This window comes from Microvirga sp. 2TAF3 (genome assembly GCF_052114965.1).
Taxonomy (GTDB): domain Bacteria; phylum Pseudomonadota; class Alphaproteobacteria; order Rhizobiales; family Beijerinckiaceae; genus Microvirga.
The window spans coordinates 150390-166044 of the sequence record NZ_JBFRFT010000001.1; the positions used below are offsets into that span (position 1 = coordinate 150390).

Below are 15655 nucleotides of genomic sequence, written 5' to 3' on the forward strand. Positions count from 1 at the left end.
AATGGAAGCCCTTTCGTTGGGAAGCCTTAATGGCCAGGGGATGGAACGGGCTCAAGTCCCTCTTCGTTGAGGCAGTGTCCCAACGGAAGAAATACATGCCTCGTCTCATTGCAGCCTTGTTCAAGGACCGCGCCCAAGCCGCCAAGGCTCTCGAGGCGCTTCTGGAACTCGGGATCGCCCAAGATCAAATTGTCGCGCTCGGTCGGAACGAGGGAAGGGAGATTTCATCGATTTCCGGGTTCAGGTCCCTTGAGCCTCATGAGAATAATTATGAGGCGACGCTCCAGCGCCTGAACCTGCCGCCCGGCGATCTGCGTATCTTCCGGCAGGGATTGCAGCGAGGCCACGCCCTGGTCGCCGTCAGCGTTGACAGGAACGATATCGACAAGGCGATCCAGGTGCTCGAAATGTTCGACCCGATCGATCTCAACCGGGAAAGCCGGGAATGGGCCAGGGCACACGCTCCCAGGGATCGGGAGGCCGGTCTCGGCGTCTCTGTGAGCTTCGTGGAAGGCTTGACGAATACGGGTGACCTGCCCGGCATGAGAAACCTGGCCGAGAACCCTAACGATTTCGGAACTCCCGACATGGAGGTGGAGGAGGCTTCCCGGTCGGCGGAGCCGACCCGGGCCAGACAGACGGGCATCGCCCCGATCCAGCGCGACCTCAACCGCACCGGCCGCATCTGGGCCTATGGCACCGACTGAAAATCAGATGACGTTCCGCTCCAGAAGCGGGCGATTGGCCAGCACACGTTCATAACCGAGTTCGGACAGATCGAGCGTGCGGTAGCCACCATGGACGATCAGCTCCGACAATCCCCGCCCGATGGCGGGCGATTGCTGCAGGCCGTGGCCGGAGAACCCGTTGCAGAGATAGAAATTCTCCAGCCCACCGGCCCGGCCGATGATGGCGTTGTGGTCCAGGAGCGACATGTCGTAGGGGCCGGCCCAGGCGCGGCCGGGCTTGATGGCCTCGAAAGCAGGCACGCGATGAGCGAGCGCGGGCCAGATGAATTCCTCGAAGAACGAGAAGTCGATCTCCTGAGATGACGGATCCTCGTCGTGCCAATCCGGGTCGAGATCGGCCTCCGGCGAGGCGCCGCAGATGAAACCCTCGCCCTCAGGGCGCACATAGGCGCCCGAAACGTCGATCAGCAGGGGACAATTCTCTACCTTGTCGCGGCAGGTGAAGGTGAAGACGTAGCGGCGCTTGGCCTGGACCGGAATGTCGAGCCCGGCCATGGCGGCGAGCGCCCTGCCGCCCGACCCGGCGCAGTTGATGAGGCTGCCGCAGGCGATGCGCGTGCCGTCCTTGAGGCGCACGGCGACAACCCTGCTTCCCTCCCGCTCGACCTCGGCCACCTCGCCCTTCACATATTCCGCACCCAGCGAACGGGCCTTTTTCCGGAAGGCCTGGAGCAGGCCCCAGCCATCGAACCAGCCCTCGCCCGTGCGGCCCCAGGTGCCAGCCGCCAAGTCCTCCACATTGAGCCAGGGAAAGCGGGCCTTCAGGGCCGCCGGATCCATCAGGAGGATATCGGCGCCTTCCGCGGCCTGGAGCGCTTGATTTTCATTGAGGATGGAAGCACCCGCCTCCGTTGCGCAATAGAGATAGCCGCCCTCCTTCAGGTCGATCTCGGGCCGCTCTCCGTCCACCGCCAGATGCTCGCCGATGCTGCGCAGGAACTGGATCCCATAAAGGGAGATGCGAATATTCACCGCACTGGAATATTGCTGGCGAATCGAAGCCGCCGACAGGGCCGAGGCAGAGAGCTGATAAGTCGGGTCCTTCTCGACGACCACGACACGCCCCTTGAACCCCGGATCGGAGAGCAGGTGATAGGCGGTGGAGGAGCCCATGACGGCGCCCCCGACGATCACGACATCGGCAAGGTTTGCGGCTGTGGAGGTCATCGTTCGAATTTCGTTGAGAGAATGATGGAAGACTGCGTTCGCTCCACCCCTTCCACCGCGCCGATCCGATCGATGGCGGTGTCGAGGGAGGGAACGTCCTCAGCCTCTACCACCGCCAGAAGGTCGAAGACACCAGCGACCGAATGAAGCGCGCGCAATTCCGGCATGCGTTGCAGGGCGGTGACGACGCTTGCCGATGCCTTGGGTGCGACGACGATGGTCACATGCGCCCGCACCATGCGGCGGCTGACCTCCTCGGCAAGCCGCGCCGTGTAGCCGACGATGATGCCGCGCCGCTCCAGGCTTTCGACCCGCGCCTGCACGGTGGTGCGGGAGAGCCTGAGCCGACGCGCGGCCTCCGCATGGCCGATCCGGGCATTCTCGCGCAAGAGCGCGATCAGGGCACGATCCGTGGCGTCGAGCATCACTATGACCAATCATCCTGGCGTTTCGCCGAAAGGTACTTGGCTTTCCGTCAACCTGTCTATGGCGTTCTGCAGGGATATGCCCTTTTCTCCTGGCATAACCCGGGAGGTCATTTCATGCATTCCATCCTCGTCATCGGCGCCGGCAAGATCGGCTCCACCATCGCCGACATGCTGTACGAGACCGGCGATTATGCCGTCACCGTCGCGGATGGCTCCGCCGCCGCGCTCAAGGCTGTCGCTTCCGACGGCATCAAGACGATCCAGCTCGACTTCAGCGATGCCGTCGCGCTCCAGGCCGCCCTGAAGGGCCATTATGCCGTCTTGAGCGCCGCGCCGTATCACCTGACCGCCCACGTGGCCAAGGCCGCGCGCCTTGCCGGCGTCAACTATTTCGACCTCACCGAGGACGTCGCCACCACCCGTATGGTGAAGGAACTGGCCGAGAACGCCACCACCGCCTTCGTTCCCCAATGCGGCCTCGCCCCGGGCTTCATCTCCATCGTCGCGCACGACATCGCCAGCCGCTTCGACAAGCTCGACACGGTGCGCCTGCGCGTTGGCGCCCTGCCGCAATATCCCTCGAATGCCCTGTCCTATAACCTCACCTGGAGCACGGACGGCGTCATCAACGAGTATATCGAGCGCTGCGAGGCCGTGGTCGATGGCCGCTTGCGTGAGGTTCCGGCCATGGAAGAGCTCGAAGAGTTCTCCCTCGACGGTACGCGCTACGAGGCCTTCAACACCTCGGGCGGCCTCGGCACCCTGTGCGAGACGCTTGAAGGCAAGGTCCGCACCTTGAATTACAAAACCATCCGCTATCCCGGCCACTGCGCCCTGATGCGGGTTCTGCTCAACGACCTGCAGCTGCGCAACCGCCGCGAGGTCCTGAAGGACATTCTCGAGCAGGCCGTGCCCGCCACCATGCAGGATATGGTCATCGTCTTCGTGACCGTGACCGGCGAGCGCGGCGGGCGCCATGTGCAGGAAACCTATGCCCGCAGCATCTATGGCCAGACGATCGCCGGCAAGCAGCGCACGGCGATTCAGGTCACCACCGCCGCCGGCATCTGCGCCATGCTCGATCTGCTGATCGCGGGAAAAATCGAGAACCAAGGCTTCCGCCGCCAGGAGGAGGTCGATCTCGACACCTTCCTCGCCAACCGATTCGGCCGTGTCTATGCGGGCGAGCGCCTGGATTGGGTCGAAGATCACCCGGGCGGCAAGAAGCGTCTCGACGCGGTTGCCTGATCTCATTTAAGAACGGCGGCACAACATCGTGCCGCCGTTTTGCATATTCATCATGCAAGGAAAGGCGGCGAGCTGAGATATGAGCCGCAACGCCTTCAATCGACAGGGAGTTTCCATGTCCGCGCGAGACCAAGCCGCCCTCAAATCCGTCCCCGCTCAGGAGTCCGTGGCTGAGGAAGCCCGTGCCATCCTGAAGCGCCTGGGCGTTCCGGACAGCGCATTCGGCTCCTCCGGCCGCCCCGCCGTCTCCCCGATCTCGGGCGAGGTGATCGTGCATGTGCGCGAGACCACGTCCGACGAGGCCAAGGCCGCCATCGGCCGGGCCGATGCCGCCTTCAAGGCCTGGCGTACGATGCCGGCCCCCAAGCGCGGCGAGTTCGTGCGCCTGATCGGCGAAGAACTGCGCGCCGCCAAGGACGATCTCGGCCGCCTGGTGACGCTCGAGGCCGGCAAGGTCACCTCCGAGGGCCTCGGCGAGGTGCAGGAGATGATCGACATCTGCGATTTCGCGGTTGGTCTCTCGCGCCAGCTCTACGGCCTCACCATCGCCACCGAGCGCGCAGACCATCGCATGATGGAGACCTGGCACCCGCTCGGAATCTGCGGCGTCATCTCCGCCTTCAACTTCCCCGTCGCTGTCTGGTCGTGGAACGCGGCGCTCGCCTTCGTGTGCGGCGACTCGGTGGTGTGGAAGCCGTCCGAGAAGACGCTTTTGACCGCGCTCGCCACGCAAGCCATCGTCGAACGGGCCGCCAAGCGCTTCGGCGGCGTTCCGGAGGGCCTGTCCGAGGTGCTGCTCGGCGGCCGCGAGATCGGCGAGATCCTGGTCGATGATCACCGCGTGCCGGTACTCTCCGCCACCGGCTCCACCGCCATGGGCCGTCAGGTCGGTCCGAAGCTCGCTGCCCGCTTCGCCCGCGCCATCCTCGAGCTCGGCGGCAACAACGCGGCCATCGTGACCCCCACCGCCGATCTCGATCTGGCCCTGCGCGGCATCGCCTTCGCGGCCATGGGCACGGCGGGCCAGCGCTGCACGACGCTGCGCCGCCTCTTCGTGCACGAGAGCGTCTACGACAAGCTCGTGCCGCGCCTGAAGAAGGTTTATTCGGGCGTGAAGATCGGCGATCCGCGCGCCGAGGGTGTTCTCGTCGGACCGCTGATCGACAAGGCCGCCTTCGACGGCATGGAGCGCGCGCTTGACGAGGCCCGTGCGGCAGGCGGCACCGTCCATGGCGGCGGGCGCTACACGGACGGCGAATGCGCTGAGGGCTTCTATGCCCGGCCCGCGCTCGTCGAGATGCCGGAGCAAAAGGGCCCGGTTACGCGCGAGACCTTCGCGCCGATCCTCTACGTGATGCGCTATTCGAGCTTCGACGACGTGATCGCGGCGCATAACGCCGTGGGTGCCGGCCTGTCGTCTTCGGTCTTCACCCTCGACATGCGCGAAGCCGAGACCTTCATCTCGGCGGTCGGCTCCGATTGCGGCATCGCCAACGTCAATATCGGCCCCTCGGGCGCCGAGATCGGCGGCGCGTTCGGCGGAGAGAAGGAGACGGGCGGCGGCCGTGAGGCAGGCTCGGATTCCTGGAAGGCCTATATGCGCCGCGCCACCAACACCATCAATTACGGCAAGACGCTTCCGCTCGCCCAGGGCGTGAAGTTCGACGTCGACGCCTAAAATCGCTTCCTCCAGCGGAGGGCGGCGAGCCGCCCTCCGCATTTTTCTCTATTCTCCCCGTCCTTCGTTCCTCCTTTCATCGCGAGCCTTCCATGACAGCGCCCTCCCGCACCGGCGGCCAGATCCTTGTCGATCAACTTCTCGTCCACGGGGTCGATCACATCTTCTGCGTTCCGGGGGAGAGCTATCTCGCCGCCCTCGACGCGCTGCACGATGCCGCGATCAACGTCACCGTCTGCCGCCAGGAAGGCGGGGCGGCGATGATGGCGGAAGCCCATGGCAAGCTCACCGGCCGCCCCGGCATCTGCTTCGTCACCCGCGGCCCCGGCGCCACCAATGCCTCGCCCGGCCTGCACATCGCCAAGCAGGATTCGACGCCGATGATCCTCTTCGTCGGCCAGATCGAGCGCGGCATGCGCGAGCGCGAAGCCTTCCAGGAACTCGACTACCGCGCCGCTTTCGGCGCCATGGTCAAATGGGCGACGGAGGTGGACGATCCGGCCCGCTTCCCGGAAATCGTCTCCCGCGCCTTCCATGTGGCCACGTCCGGGCGCCCCGGCCCAGTGGTGATCGCGCTGCCGGAAGACGTGCTGACCGAGATGGCCAGCGTTCCCGACGCGCCGCATTACAAGGTGATCGAGAGTTATCCTGCGTCGGCGCAGATGGCGGAACTGCAAGATCTGCTGCACAAGGCCGAACGCCCGATCGCGCTCGTCGGCGGCAGCCGCTGGTCGGAACAGGCGGTCGAGGATTTCGCGCGCTTCGCCGAAACCTTCCAACTGCCGGTGGCCTGCACCTTCCGCCGCCAGATGCTGTTTTCCGCCGACCACCCATCCTATGCGGGCGATCTGGGGCTTGGCGTCAATCCGAAGCTTTTGGAGCGCATCAAGAGCGCCGATCTCGTCCTGCTGGTGGGCGGGCGCCTGTCCGAGATCCCGAGCCAGAGCTACACCCTGCTCGACATTCCGGCGCCACGGCAGAAGCTGGTGCATATCCACCCCGATCCGAGCGAGCTCGGCCGGGTCTACAGCCCGCGTCTGGCGATCAACGCCTCGCCTGTCGCTTTCGCCTCCATGGCGAAGGACCTGAAGGTGCCCGCCGCGATCCGCTGGAGCGAGGACACCAAGGCGGCGCATGCCAGTTACCTTGCCTGGAGCGATCCGTCGAAGATCCGTCATGCGGGCAGGCTTCAGATGGGCGAGGTGATGGCCCACCTGCGCAAGACGCTTCCCGCCGAGACGATCTTCTGCAACGGCGCGGGCAACTTCGCCACCTGGATCCACCGCTTCTGGCCATTCCGGAAATACGGTACGCAGCTTGCTCCGACTTCCGGCTCCATGGGCTACGGCGTGCCCGCCGCCGTCGGCGCGAAGCGCGTGCAACCCTCAAGCCCGGTGGTGGTGTTCGCCGGCGACGGCGACTTCCTCATGAACGGACAGGAATTCGCCACCGCCGTGCAATACGACCTGCCCATTCTCGTCGTTCTCATCGACAACGGCATGTACGGCACCATCCGCATGCACCAGGAGCGCGACTATCCCGGCCGTGTTTCGGCAACGCTGCTGAAGAACCCCGATTTCTCGGCCTATGCCAAGGCCTTCGGCGGCCATGGCGAGCGGGTGGAGACGACGGAAGAATTCGCGCCCGCCCTCGACCGCGCGCTGACATCCGGCAAGCCCGCCATCCTGCACTGCATCCTCGACCCCGAGGCGATCACGCCCGCCATGTCGCTGACGCAGATCCGCGAGAAGGCGATCAGCGAAGGGCGCTGATCGCCGGGCTGGAGACAGGCGCAAATAGCACCACCGCAGCCTCATCCTGAGGAGGGCCGCAAGGCCTGTCTCGAAGGACGAGGCGTCTCCAGTGTGCGCTGAAACATCCTTCGAGACGGTCACTTCGTGACCTCCTCAGGATGAGGTGAATGTGGGGCCTTAAACCGCCGCTCCGCTTCGCGCGAAAGCGACCTCCTTCGCAGGCGTCACGGTAATCACGGCTGAGCCCGCGGCGAAACCGTCGAGTACCGCATTGTGGTGCGCGACGATCTGTTCGACCGTCAGCACGTTGCTGTCGCTCGTGGTGTGCCCGTCGGCGACGAGCGTCACGTCGTAGCCGAGACCGACCGCACGACGGCAGGTGGTGTCGACGCAGTATTGCGTCATGAGGCCGGCGATCACCAGACGGCGAATGCCGCGCTCCGTCAGGACCGCCTGAAGATCCGTTTCGAGGAAGGAATCACAAGCCTTCTTGCGCACGACGGGGTCCTCAGGGCGACGGTTGAGATCGTCACAGAGGGGCCACCCGGGCGAGCCGGATTCGAGCCGGTGGCCGGGCGGGCCGTCATGCTGCACGAAGACGACCGGAACATCGGAATGCCTCGCCTCGTCGACCAGTCGGGCGATCCGGCCGCGCACTTCGTCGAACCGCTCGAGAACGGCCGGACGCTTCGCGCCCGGCACATTCAGAATCCCCGCCTGAACGTCGATGATGACGAGAGCGATCGCCATGGCCGGCAGCCTTACGCCGCCTGCGCGGTATCGAGCCGCTTCGCGACGAGGATGTGCAGGCTCCGTAGATCCTTGACGAAGGAACGGATGCCCTCAGAGAGCTTTTCTGTCGCCATCGCATCCTCGTTCAGCGCGAAGCGGAAGCTCTTCTCGTCGAGGCGCGGCGTGGCCGGGACCTTGGCCGCATTGTCGGGCGAGAGCTTGCGCGGCAGCTCGCCTTCGGCCTTCGCCAGCTCGTCGAGGAGCGCGGGCGAGATGGTGAGCCTGTCGCAGCCCGCGAGCGCCTCGATCTCGCCCATATTGCGGAAGGACGCGCCCATCACCACGGTCTTGATGCCCTGCGCCTTGTACGAGGCGTAGATGTTGCGCACCGACAGGACGCCGGGATCGGTCTCGCCCGTATAAGGTCCGCCGCCCGCCTTCACGTGCCAGTCGAGGATGCGGCCGACGAAGGGCGAGATGAGGAACACGCCCGCTTCCGCGCAGGCCTGCGCCTGCACCTGGCTGAACAGAAGGGTCAGGTTGCAGTCGATGCCTTCCTTCTGCAGAACCTCCGCCGCGCGGATGCCCTCCCAGGTGGAGGCGATCTTGATCAGGATGCGGTCGCGCCCGATGCCGCGCGCTTCATAAGCCTTGATGATGGCGCGGGCCTTGGCGAGGGTGGCTTCGGTATCGAAGGACAGATCCGCGTCCACTTCCGTCGAGACGCGGCCCGGCACGATGCCGGCGAGTTCGGCCCCGAAGGCGACGGCGAGGCGGTCGCAGATGGCGGTAACCACGCTCTCATGCGATCCGCTTTGGCTGCGGCCCCAGCTCAGAGCCTCCTCGACGATGGCGGCATAGGCCGGGTTCTCGACAGCCTTGAGCAGCAGCGTCGGGTTGGTGGTGCAATCCTGCGGTTTCAGGCGGCGCACCGCGTCGAGATCGCCCGTATCGGCGACGACGACCGTCATGGCGCGCAATTGGTCAAGCTTGGAGGGCATCGGAAACTCCATGGGTTTTGTTGAGACAAGCCTTAGACCGTCTCATTGGCTGCGTGAAGTCCGCGGTGCGGTCGCACCGGATTCTCCGTCATTCCCCAGCGCATGAATTGCGGGATGGGGATGGCAAAGGGCGTTCACACGAAAAGACTGCGGTTGGCCTTTACCCGGGCCAGGATGAAGGAATGGACCTCCTCGACGCGGCGCAGGCTGCGCACTTCCGTATGCGTGACGAGCCAGTAGGTGCGCAGATAAGAGATGGTCGGAAGGATCACGCGCAGTTCCGGGAACTGGCGGATGGCGTAATCATGCAGCACACCGATGCCGAATCCTGCCCGCACGGCCTCGACCTGCGCGACCACGCTGGCGCATTCGAAGTGGCGCGACGTGTATTTCTCAAGCCCGGAAAAATAATCCAGCACCGGAGAGTAGAGCAGGTCCGGCACATAGGTGACGAGGGTCTTGCCTGCGAGGTCGGCCGGCTCCGCGATCGGGCCGTGCCGGTCGAGATAGGCTTTCGAGGCGTACAGCCTCAGCCGGTAATCGGTGAGCTTGCGCGACACCAGCCGGCCCTCCGTCGGCTGTTCCAGGGTGACGGCAATATCCGCCTCCCGCTTCGACAGCGAGAAGGTGCGCGGCAGGGCCACGAGCTGCAGGGTGAGATCCGGATGCCGCTCGGCGAGCGCGCCCAGTTCCGGCGCGAGGAAATAGGTGCCGAAACCGTCCGGCGCGCCGACGCGTACCGTGCCGGAAAGCGCCAGATCCGACCCGCCGAGTTCGCTTGCCACGGCAAGTGCCTGAGTCTCCATGCTCTCCGCCTTGGCCAACAGCCGCTCGCCCTGCTCGGTCAGGGCATAGCCCTGCGGGCTGCGCTCGAAGAGCCTGGCCTTGAGCGCACCTTCCAGGGCCGTGATGCGGCGGGAAACCGTGGTATGATCCGCCTCGAGCTGGCGGGCGGCCACGGTGAGACGTCCCGCCCGGGCCACGGCCAGGAAAAAGCGTAAGTCGTCCCAATCGAAAGCGCTCATCCTGCCTCCCGGTTCGTATTGGTATTTTCGCACAACGTCGCTTCGATTTCACCCATAGCCGTGCGATTTTGACAATGGTAGACAGAACGACATCAAAACACCCATCAGGAGGAGAGACGCCATGCGCGAGATCGGACATTTCATCGGCGGCAAGCACGTTCCCGGCAAATCGGGCCGCACGGCCGAAGTCTTCCAGCCGATGACGGGCGAAGTCATCGCCCGGGTCGCGCTCGCCTCCAAAGAAGAGCTGCGCCAGGCGGTGGAAAACGCCAAGGCCGCGCAGCCCGCCTGGGCCGCCACCAACCCGCAGCGCCGCGCCCGCGTGATGATGAAGTTCCTGGAGCTCATCGCCAAGGAAATGGACCCGCTCGCCGAGGTGCTCGCCCGCGAGCACGGCAAGACGATTTCCGACGCCAAGGGCGACATCCAGCGCGGCGTCGAGGTGGCTGAGTTCTGCACCGGCATCCCGCACCTGATGAAGGGCGAGTTCTCGGAAGGCGCGGGCCCCGGCATCGACATGTATTCGATCCGCCAGCCGCTCGGCGTCGTCGCCGGCATCACGCCGTTCAACTTCCCGGCCATGATCCCGCTCTGGAAGCTCGCGCCTGCCATCGCCTGCGGCAACGCCTTCATCCTGAAGCCCTCCGAGCGTGATCCCGGCGTGCCGATGCGCCTCGCCGAGCTGATGATCGAGGCGGGCCTTCCCGCCGGCATCCTCAACGTGATCAACGGCGACAAGGAATCGGTCGACGGCATCCTTGACGATCACGACATCAAGGCGGTCGGCTTCGTCGGCTCGTCGGCCATTGCCGAATACGTTTATGCCCGCGCGGCGGCGAACGGAAAGCGCGCCCAGTGCTTCGGCGGCGCGAAGAACCACATGATCATCATGCCCGATGCCGATCTCGACCAGGCAGTCGATGCGCTGATCGGCGCGGGCTACGGCTCGGCGGGCGAGCGCTGCATGGCGGTCTCGGTCGCGGTGCCGGTCGGCAAGTCCACGGCGGACGCGCTGATGGACAAACTGATTCCGCGTGTGGAAAGCCTGAAGGTCGGCCCCTCCACCGATCCTTCAGCCGATTTCGGCCCGCTCGTCACCAGGGCCCAGCTCGACAAAGTTCGCTCCTATGTGGATCTCGGCGTGCAGGAAGGCGCGAAGCTCGTGGTCGATGGCCGGAACTTCAAGATGCAGGGCTACGAGAACGGCTTCTACATGGGCGGCTGCCTCTTCGACGAGGTGAAGCCCGACATGCGCATCTACAAGGAAGAGATCTTCGGGCCCGTTCTCTCGGTCGTGCGCGCCAAGAACTACGACGAGGCGCTGCGCCTGCCCTCCGACCACGAATACGGCAACGGCGTCGCGATCTACACCCGCGACGGCGACGCGGCCCGCGACTTCGCATCAAAAGTGAATGTGGGCATGGTCGGCATCAACGTGCCGATCCCGGTGCCGCTGGCCTATTACACCTTCGGCGGCTGGAAGCGCTCGGGCTTCGGCGATCTCAACCAGCACGGCCCGGACGCGATCCGCTTCTACACCAAAACGAAAACCGTCACCTCCCGCTGGCCCTCGGGCACCAAGGAAGGCGCCGAATTCTCCATTCCGACGATGAAGTGAGGACGGCTTGAAAGCCGTTTTACGAAACGCTATGGCCGTCGCTCTCAGCTTGGGAGCGGCGGTTTTCGTTTGGCCGGTTCAGGCGCTGCAATGTCCGAGACCGCTATTCTGGCGCTCCGACATGCCAGTGGATGAAGCTTTTGGCCGCATGGTTCAATTCGCTTCCAGAAAGGTTGCCGAGGCACAGTCCATCTTCAAAGGCCGTATTGTAAAAGTTGAGTTTGTTGGCCCAGATGTTGAGTACCCGGTGCTTATTCTTACTTATGAAGTTGATAAATGGCTGAAGGGGGACGGGCGGCAAAATGCCAAGCTCGTTTATGGAGGATGGTGCGACGGACCATGCAACAATATCGTAAGAATGATGGATAGTCTTAAATACGACGAAGAAGGCGAGATTTATATTGCAGATCATATAAATTCTTCATTCCTTGACCACTATCCCAATCTTCCCCGCGACACAGATGGCATTTTTGGCCTCTGCTCCCGCCTAGGAAGAAGCATCAGGCCCATCAATCAGCCTTACTATCGCTCCCCCTCGCACAGAGAATTTCTTTTCCACATCACCATGATGGGTCAAATCGAAAAGCTTCTGCCTAAGCCTGACTGATTCTTTAGGAACGCAAGCTTGGTCTACCTTGCCTGTGCTCTAGATCGAAAGTCATGGTTGCCCGAAGCCCCCGAGGCATGACGATTTAGAGCCATGACCCAGTTCTCTCTCACCGAAGACCAGATCGCCGTCCGCGACATGGCGCTGGCCTTCGCGGCGGACAACCTCGCCCCTCATGCGCTTGAATGGGACGAGAAGAAGCATTTTCCAGTCGATGTGATGCGCGAGGCAGCAAGCCTCGGCATGGCTGCGATCTATACCCGCGACGATGTCGGCGGGTCCGGCATGACCCGCCTCGACGCAGCCCTGATCTTCGAGGCGCTGGCGACCGGCTGCCCTACGGTCTCGGCCTATCTTTCGATCCACAACATGGTTGCCTGGATGATCGACCGCTACGGGTCTGACGAGCAGCGCCAGCGCTTCCTGCCGAGCCTGTGCACCATGGAGACGATCGGCAGCTATTGCCTGACCGAGCCGGGCTCCGGCTCGGACGCCGCCGCGTTGAAGACGAAGGCCGTGCGCGACGGTGACCATTACGTGGTCAACGGCGTCAAGCAGTTCATTTCGGGCGCGGGCGTTTCGGACATCTACGTGACCATGGTGCGCACCGGCGAGGAAGGTCCCTCGGGCATCTCGACCCTGGTGATCGAGAAAGACACGCCCGGCCTGTCCTTCGGCGCTCTCGAGAAGAAGATGGGCTGGAACGCCCAGCCGACGCGGGCGGTGATCTTCGAGGATGTGCGCGTGCCCGTCGACAACCGGCTGGCAGCGGAGGGCATGGGGTTCAAGATCGCCATGTCCGGCCTCGATGGCGGGCGCCTCAATATCGGCGCGTGTTCGCTCGGCGGCGCGCAGGCGGCTTTGGACAAGGCGCTCGCTTATGCCAACGACCGCAAGGCTTTCGGCAAGCGCATCGCCGATCTTCAGGCGCTGCAGTTCAAGCTTGCCGATATGGCCACCGAGCTCGAATGCGCGCGGACATTCCTGTGGCGCGCGGCCTCGGCGCTCGATGCCAAGACACCGGATGCGACGAAGCTCTGCGCCATGGCCAAGCGCATGGCCACCGATACCGGTTTCGAGGTGGCGAACCAGGCGCTCCAGATCCATGGCGGCTACGGCTATCTCGCCGATTACGGCATCGAGAAGATCGTGCGGGACCTGCGCGTCCACCAGATCCTGGAAGGCACCAACGAGATCATGCGCCTCATCGTGGCGCGCGATCTGGTGGGACGGGGGAACCAGCCTCGGTAGAAACGCCAACCCACTCTCCTCCTTGGGGGGAGGCTGTGAAGGTGGGGCGTCAGCGCTGAACTTTCAGAGCTTGGTGCTCACCCCCTGGCCCTCCCCACAAAGGGGAGGGAAAATGTCGGAGGAAACATGACCAGCATCGCCTTTATCGGCCTCGGCAATATGGGCGGCCCCATGGCCGCCAATCTCGTCAAAGCCGGCTACGACGTCACCGGATTCGACCTCTCCCCCACTTCCTGCGATCAGGCGAAGACGGAAGGGATCACTGTCGCCGGATCGGCTAACGAGGCGGTGAAGGATGCCGATATCGTCATCACCATGCTGCCAGCGGGCAAGCATGTGCTGTCGGTCTGGTCCGGCATCCTGCCCGCGGTGAAGCCAGGAGCACTCGTAATCGATTGCTCCACCATCGACGTGGAGAGCGCGCGCAAGGCCCATGCCATGGCAGGGGATCGAAGCCTTCAATCCCTCGATGCCCCGGTCTCCGGCGGCGTTGGCGGGGCGAAGGGGGCAACGCTCACCTTCATGGCGGGCGGCACGCTGGAGGCTTTCGCGAAGGCAGAACCGATCCTGTCCCGGATGGGCAAAAGGATCGTCCATTGCGGCGAGGCGGGGGCGGGGCAGGCGGCAAAGATCTGCAACAACATGATTCTCGGCATCTCGATGATCGGCGTGGCGGAGGCCTTCGTGCTGGCCGAGAAGCTGGGCCTCGCCCATCAGGCCCTGTTCGACGTGGCCTCGACCTCCTCCGGCCAGTGCTGGTCGCTGACCACCTATTGCCCGGTGCCGGGCCCGGTGCCGACCTCGCCCGCCAATAACGACTACAAGCCGGGCTTCGCGGCGACATTGATGCTGAAAGACCTGAAATTGGCGCAGGAGGCGGCGCTCGCCTCCGGCGCGACAACGCCGCTCGGCGCGGAAGCGGCACAGCTCTATGCGCTGTTCAACAGCGCGGGCCATGAAGGCGACGATTTCTCCGGCATCATCAATTTCCTGCGCGGGCGGAAGAGCTAACTCTGTGAACAAGCGCAGGAAACGGCGGCGGGAGGGAGAAAGGTCCGAGAGGTGTTGCAAGACACCTACAGCTTTCGGACCGTTCGTCCGTTAGTCTCCACCTCCCAAGGAACTCAACCCTCGATTGCCGAGCCTGACATGGCCCGTTCATCTGACCTCACGGCCGATCCTTCCGCCGACGCCGCAGCCATGCTGCGCCGCGTCGGATTTGCGATCCTGTTCTTCGCGATCCCCGTAGCGGCGCTCCTGACGCGGCGCGCGGTCGTGGTGCTCGCGCCCCTGGCGATCATGCTGCTCATTATCGCTTCCCTCCTCGATGGCGGAGCGAAAGCTCCCCTGGACAAGCTGTTTTCCATTGTAACCTCTGCGGGTGGACTTGCCGGGGCCATCCTTCTGTTGTGGACGACCCTCTCGCTGATCTGGACCCCTTTCGTGACCGAGGCCTCGGAGCGCCTGCTCAACATCATCGGCATGGCCCTGCTGGCGCTGGCCGGCTATCTGGCGCTTCCCGACCGGATGCGCTCGGCCAATCTCTACATCCTTCCGGTCGGCGTCGGACTGACCGCCTTGCTCGGGATGTTCATCGCCTTTCAAGGCGCCGGACATCTCGATCAGGACGGGCAGAGCCTGGAGCGCGGCATGATCGTGCTTGCCCTGCTGCTCTGGCCCGCCGTGACCTGGCTGCATTCGCGTGGCCGCAATCTGGAGGCCCTGCTTCTGGTCGTCGTCGTCGCCCTGGGCGCGCTCCTCGCTGCCGATGGCCTGTCTCTCCAAGGTTTGGCGGTCGGCGCCCTGATCTTCGTCGTCACCGCCGTCAGCCCTGCCTTCGGGACGCGCCTGACCGCTCTGGTGATGGCGGGGCTCCTGTTGCTGGCACCCGTCCTTCCTTTCCTGCTGAAGCCCGTCGCGGTCCTGCTTGGGCCGGATTCGCCGATCGCGGCCAGCCTCGATGTCTGGCGGAATGTCGTGCTTGGCGAACCGCTCCGCCTGATCACCGGGCATGGGCTGGAAACCGCCCTGCGCGGCCGTTTCTTCAGCCTGCTGCCGGTGAATGCGCCCTACACGATCCTGTTCGAGATCTGGTACGAGCTCGGCCTCGTCGGGGCAGTGGCCGGCGCCTTCCTGCTCTATTCCGCCGCCATGAGGTCCGGCGAACAGCGCCCTGCCCTGGATCCCGGCATCATGGCCGCTTTCGCGACGGCCTATACGCTTGGATGCTTAGGGGTCGGAACCGCACAGCTCTGGTGGTTCACGGCACTCGTGGTCGTGGTGCTGGTTTTCGTCGCCATCGAGCGCGGACAGTTTCGCACCACACGCCCGAAGGCCGTTCTTCACCGGAGACGCTGACGTTACGGCAGTGCTTAAATTGTCTATTGCGATTGACGG

The 15655-nt window shown here is 64.3% G+C and carries 14 protein-coding genes; 9 read left to right on the forward strand and 5 right to left on the reverse strand.

Features of this window, described 5'->3' with window-relative positions; genetic code table 11:
* The first annotated feature begins 95 nt into the window (after positions 1-95).
* On the forward strand, positions 96-707 hold the full coding sequence (locus tag AB4Y97_RS00665) for a hypothetical protein (protein WP_441997063.1): 612 nt from the start codon (positions 96-98) through the stop codon (positions 705-707).
* Positions 708-710: 3 nt separating this feature from the next.
* On the opposite strand, the gene AB4Y97_RS00670 is transcribed toward AB4Y97_RS00665, so the two are convergent.
* Positions 711-1916 carry an NAD(P)/FAD-dependent oxidoreductase gene (locus AB4Y97_RS00670; RefSeq protein WP_441997064.1) on the reverse strand — a complete coding sequence of 402 codons (1206 nt, stop codon included), beginning with the start codon at positions 1914-1916 and terminating at the stop codon, positions 711-713.
* Entirely contained in the window at positions 1913-2341 is a 429-nt protein-coding gene (locus tag AB4Y97_RS00675) for an Lrp/AsnC family transcriptional regulator (RefSeq protein WP_441997065.1), read from the reverse strand. Before AB4Y97_RS00675 ends, AB4Y97_RS00670 begins: the two co-directional genes overlap by 4 nt.
* A gap of 117 nt (positions 2342-2458) precedes the next feature.
* Between AB4Y97_RS00675 and AB4Y97_RS00680 the strand changes: the two genes are divergently transcribed.
* The 3 genes from AB4Y97_RS00680 to AB4Y97_RS00690 all read left to right on the forward strand — a co-directional run bounded on the left by AB4Y97_RS00680 (position 2459) and on the right by AB4Y97_RS00690 (position 7042).
* On the forward strand, positions 2459-3592 hold the full coding sequence (locus AB4Y97_RS00680; RefSeq protein WP_441997066.1) for a saccharopine dehydrogenase family protein: 1134 nt from the start codon (positions 2459-2461) through the stop codon (positions 3590-3592).
* Between the two features lie 115 nt (positions 3593-3707).
* Positions 3708-5270: an L-piperidine-6-carboxylate dehydrogenase gene (amaB, locus tag AB4Y97_RS00685; protein WP_441997067.1), complete on the forward strand. Its 1563-nt coding sequence runs from the start codon at positions 3708-3710 to the stop codon at positions 5268-5270.
* Positions 5271-5362: 92 nt separating this feature from the next.
* Positions 5363-7042, forward strand: a complete 1680-nt coding sequence (locus AB4Y97_RS00690) for a thiamine pyrophosphate-binding protein (protein WP_441997068.1) — start codon at positions 5363-5365, stop codon at positions 7040-7042.
* A gap of 159 nt (positions 7043-7201) precedes the next feature.
* On the opposite strand, the gene AB4Y97_RS00695 is transcribed toward AB4Y97_RS00690, so the two are convergent.
* The 3 genes from AB4Y97_RS00695 to AB4Y97_RS00705 all read right to left on the reverse strand — a co-directional run bounded on the left by AB4Y97_RS00695 (position 7202) and on the right by AB4Y97_RS00705 (position 9782).
* Positions 7202-7774, reverse strand: a complete 573-nt coding sequence (locus AB4Y97_RS00695; RefSeq protein WP_441997069.1) for a cysteine hydrolase family protein — start codon at positions 7772-7774, stop codon at positions 7202-7204.
* 11 nt (positions 7775-7785) lie between these two features.
* Complete coding sequence (gene tal / locus AB4Y97_RS00700) at positions 7786-8757, reverse strand: transaldolase (RefSeq protein ID WP_441997070.1); 972 nt, start codon at positions 8755-8757, stop codon at positions 7786-7788.
* Between the two features lie 134 nt (positions 8758-8891).
* Positions 8892-9782 carry a LysR family transcriptional regulator gene (locus AB4Y97_RS00705; RefSeq protein ID WP_441997071.1) on the reverse strand — a complete coding sequence of 297 codons (891 nt, stop codon included), beginning with the start codon at positions 9780-9782 and terminating at the stop codon, positions 8892-8894.
* A 121-nt stretch (positions 9783-9903) separates the two neighbouring features.
* Here AB4Y97_RS00705 and AB4Y97_RS00710 point away from each other — a divergent pair, with 121 nt between their 5' ends.
* From AB4Y97_RS00710 to AB4Y97_RS00730, 5 genes are all read left to right on the forward strand, one after another.
* A complete protein-coding gene (locus AB4Y97_RS00710; protein WP_441997072.1) occupies positions 9904-11400 on the forward strand; it encodes a CoA-acylating methylmalonate-semialdehyde dehydrogenase in 1497 nt (498 codons plus the stop codon).
* A 31-nt stretch (positions 11401-11431) separates the two neighbouring features.
* The gene (locus AB4Y97_RS00715; RefSeq protein WP_441997073.1) at positions 11432-12007 is read left to right on the forward strand and encodes a hypothetical protein; all 576 of its coding nucleotides are present in this window, start codon (positions 11432-11434) and stop codon (positions 12005-12007) included.
* A 93-nt stretch (positions 12008-12100) separates the two neighbouring features.
* Positions 12101-13258, forward strand: a complete 1158-nt coding sequence (locus AB4Y97_RS00720; protein WP_441997074.1) for an isobutyryl-CoA dehydrogenase — start codon at positions 12101-12103, stop codon at positions 13256-13258.
* A gap of 126 nt (positions 13259-13384) precedes the next feature.
* Positions 13385-14269 (forward strand): 3-hydroxyisobutyrate dehydrogenase, encoded by an 885-nt coding sequence (mmsB, locus tag AB4Y97_RS00725; RefSeq protein WP_441997075.1) that lies wholly within the window; start codon positions 13385-13387, stop codon positions 14267-14269.
* Between the two features lie 138 nt (positions 14270-14407).
* The gene (locus AB4Y97_RS00730) at positions 14408-15616 is read left to right on the forward strand and encodes a peptide ABC transporter permease (protein WP_441997076.1); all 1209 of its coding nucleotides are present in this window, start codon (positions 14408-14410) and stop codon (positions 15614-15616) included.
* The last annotated feature ends 39 nt before the right edge of the window (positions 15617-15655 follow it).

What these genes read in the sequence shown, in the direction of transcription:
- AB4Y97_RS00730 (WP_441997076.1), top strand. Translation starts at nt 14,408, where the DNA reads ATGGCCCGTTCATCTGACCTCACGGCCGATCCTTCCGCCGACGCCGCA.
- amaB (WP_441997067.1), top strand. Translation starts at nt 3,708, where the DNA reads ATGTCCGCGCGAGACCAAGCCGCCCTCAAATCCGTCCCCGCTCAGGAG.
- AB4Y97_RS00710 (WP_441997072.1), top strand. Translation starts at nt 9,904, where the DNA reads ATGCGCGAGATCGGACATTTCATCGGCGGCAAGCACGTTCCCGGCAAA.
- AB4Y97_RS00690 (WP_441997068.1), top strand. Translation starts at nt 5,363, where the DNA reads ATGACAGCGCCCTCCCGCACCGGCGGCCAGATCCTTGTCGATCAACTT.
- mmsB (WP_441997075.1), top strand. Translation starts at nt 13,385, where the DNA reads ATGACCAGCATCGCCTTTATCGGCCTCGGCAATATGGGCGGCCCCATG.
- AB4Y97_RS00680 (WP_441997066.1), top strand. Translation starts at nt 2,459, where the DNA reads ATGCATTCCATCCTCGTCATCGGCGCCGGCAAGATCGGCTCCACCATC.
- AB4Y97_RS00675 (WP_441997065.1), bottom strand. Translation starts at nt 2,341, where the DNA reads ATGCTCGACGCCACGGATCGTGCCCTGATCGCGCTCTTGCGCGAGAAT.
- AB4Y97_RS00695 (WP_441997069.1), bottom strand. Translation starts at nt 7,774, where the DNA reads ATGGCGATCGCTCTCGTCATCATCGACGTTCAGGCGGGGATTCTGAAT.
- AB4Y97_RS00720 (WP_441997074.1), top strand. Translation starts at nt 12,101, where the DNA reads ATGACCCAGTTCTCTCTCACCGAAGACCAGATCGCCGTCCGCGACATG.
- tal (WP_441997070.1), bottom strand. Translation starts at nt 8,757, where the DNA reads ATGCCCTCCAAGCTTGACCAATTGCGCGCCATGACGGTCGTCGTCGCC.
- AB4Y97_RS00665 (WP_441997063.1), top strand. Translation starts at nt 96, where the DNA reads ATGCCTCGTCTCATTGCAGCCTTGTTCAAGGACCGCGCCCAAGCCGCC.
- AB4Y97_RS00670 (WP_441997064.1), bottom strand. Translation starts at nt 1,916, where the DNA reads ATGACCTCCACAGCCGCAAACCTTGCCGATGTCGTGATCGTCGGGGGC.
- AB4Y97_RS00705 (WP_441997071.1), bottom strand. Translation starts at nt 9,782, where the DNA reads ATGAGCGCTTTCGATTGGGACGACTTACGCTTTTTCCTGGCCGTGGCC.
- AB4Y97_RS00715 (WP_441997073.1), top strand. Translation starts at nt 11,432, where the DNA reads ATGGCCGTCGCTCTCAGCTTGGGAGCGGCGGTTTTCGTTTGGCCGGTT.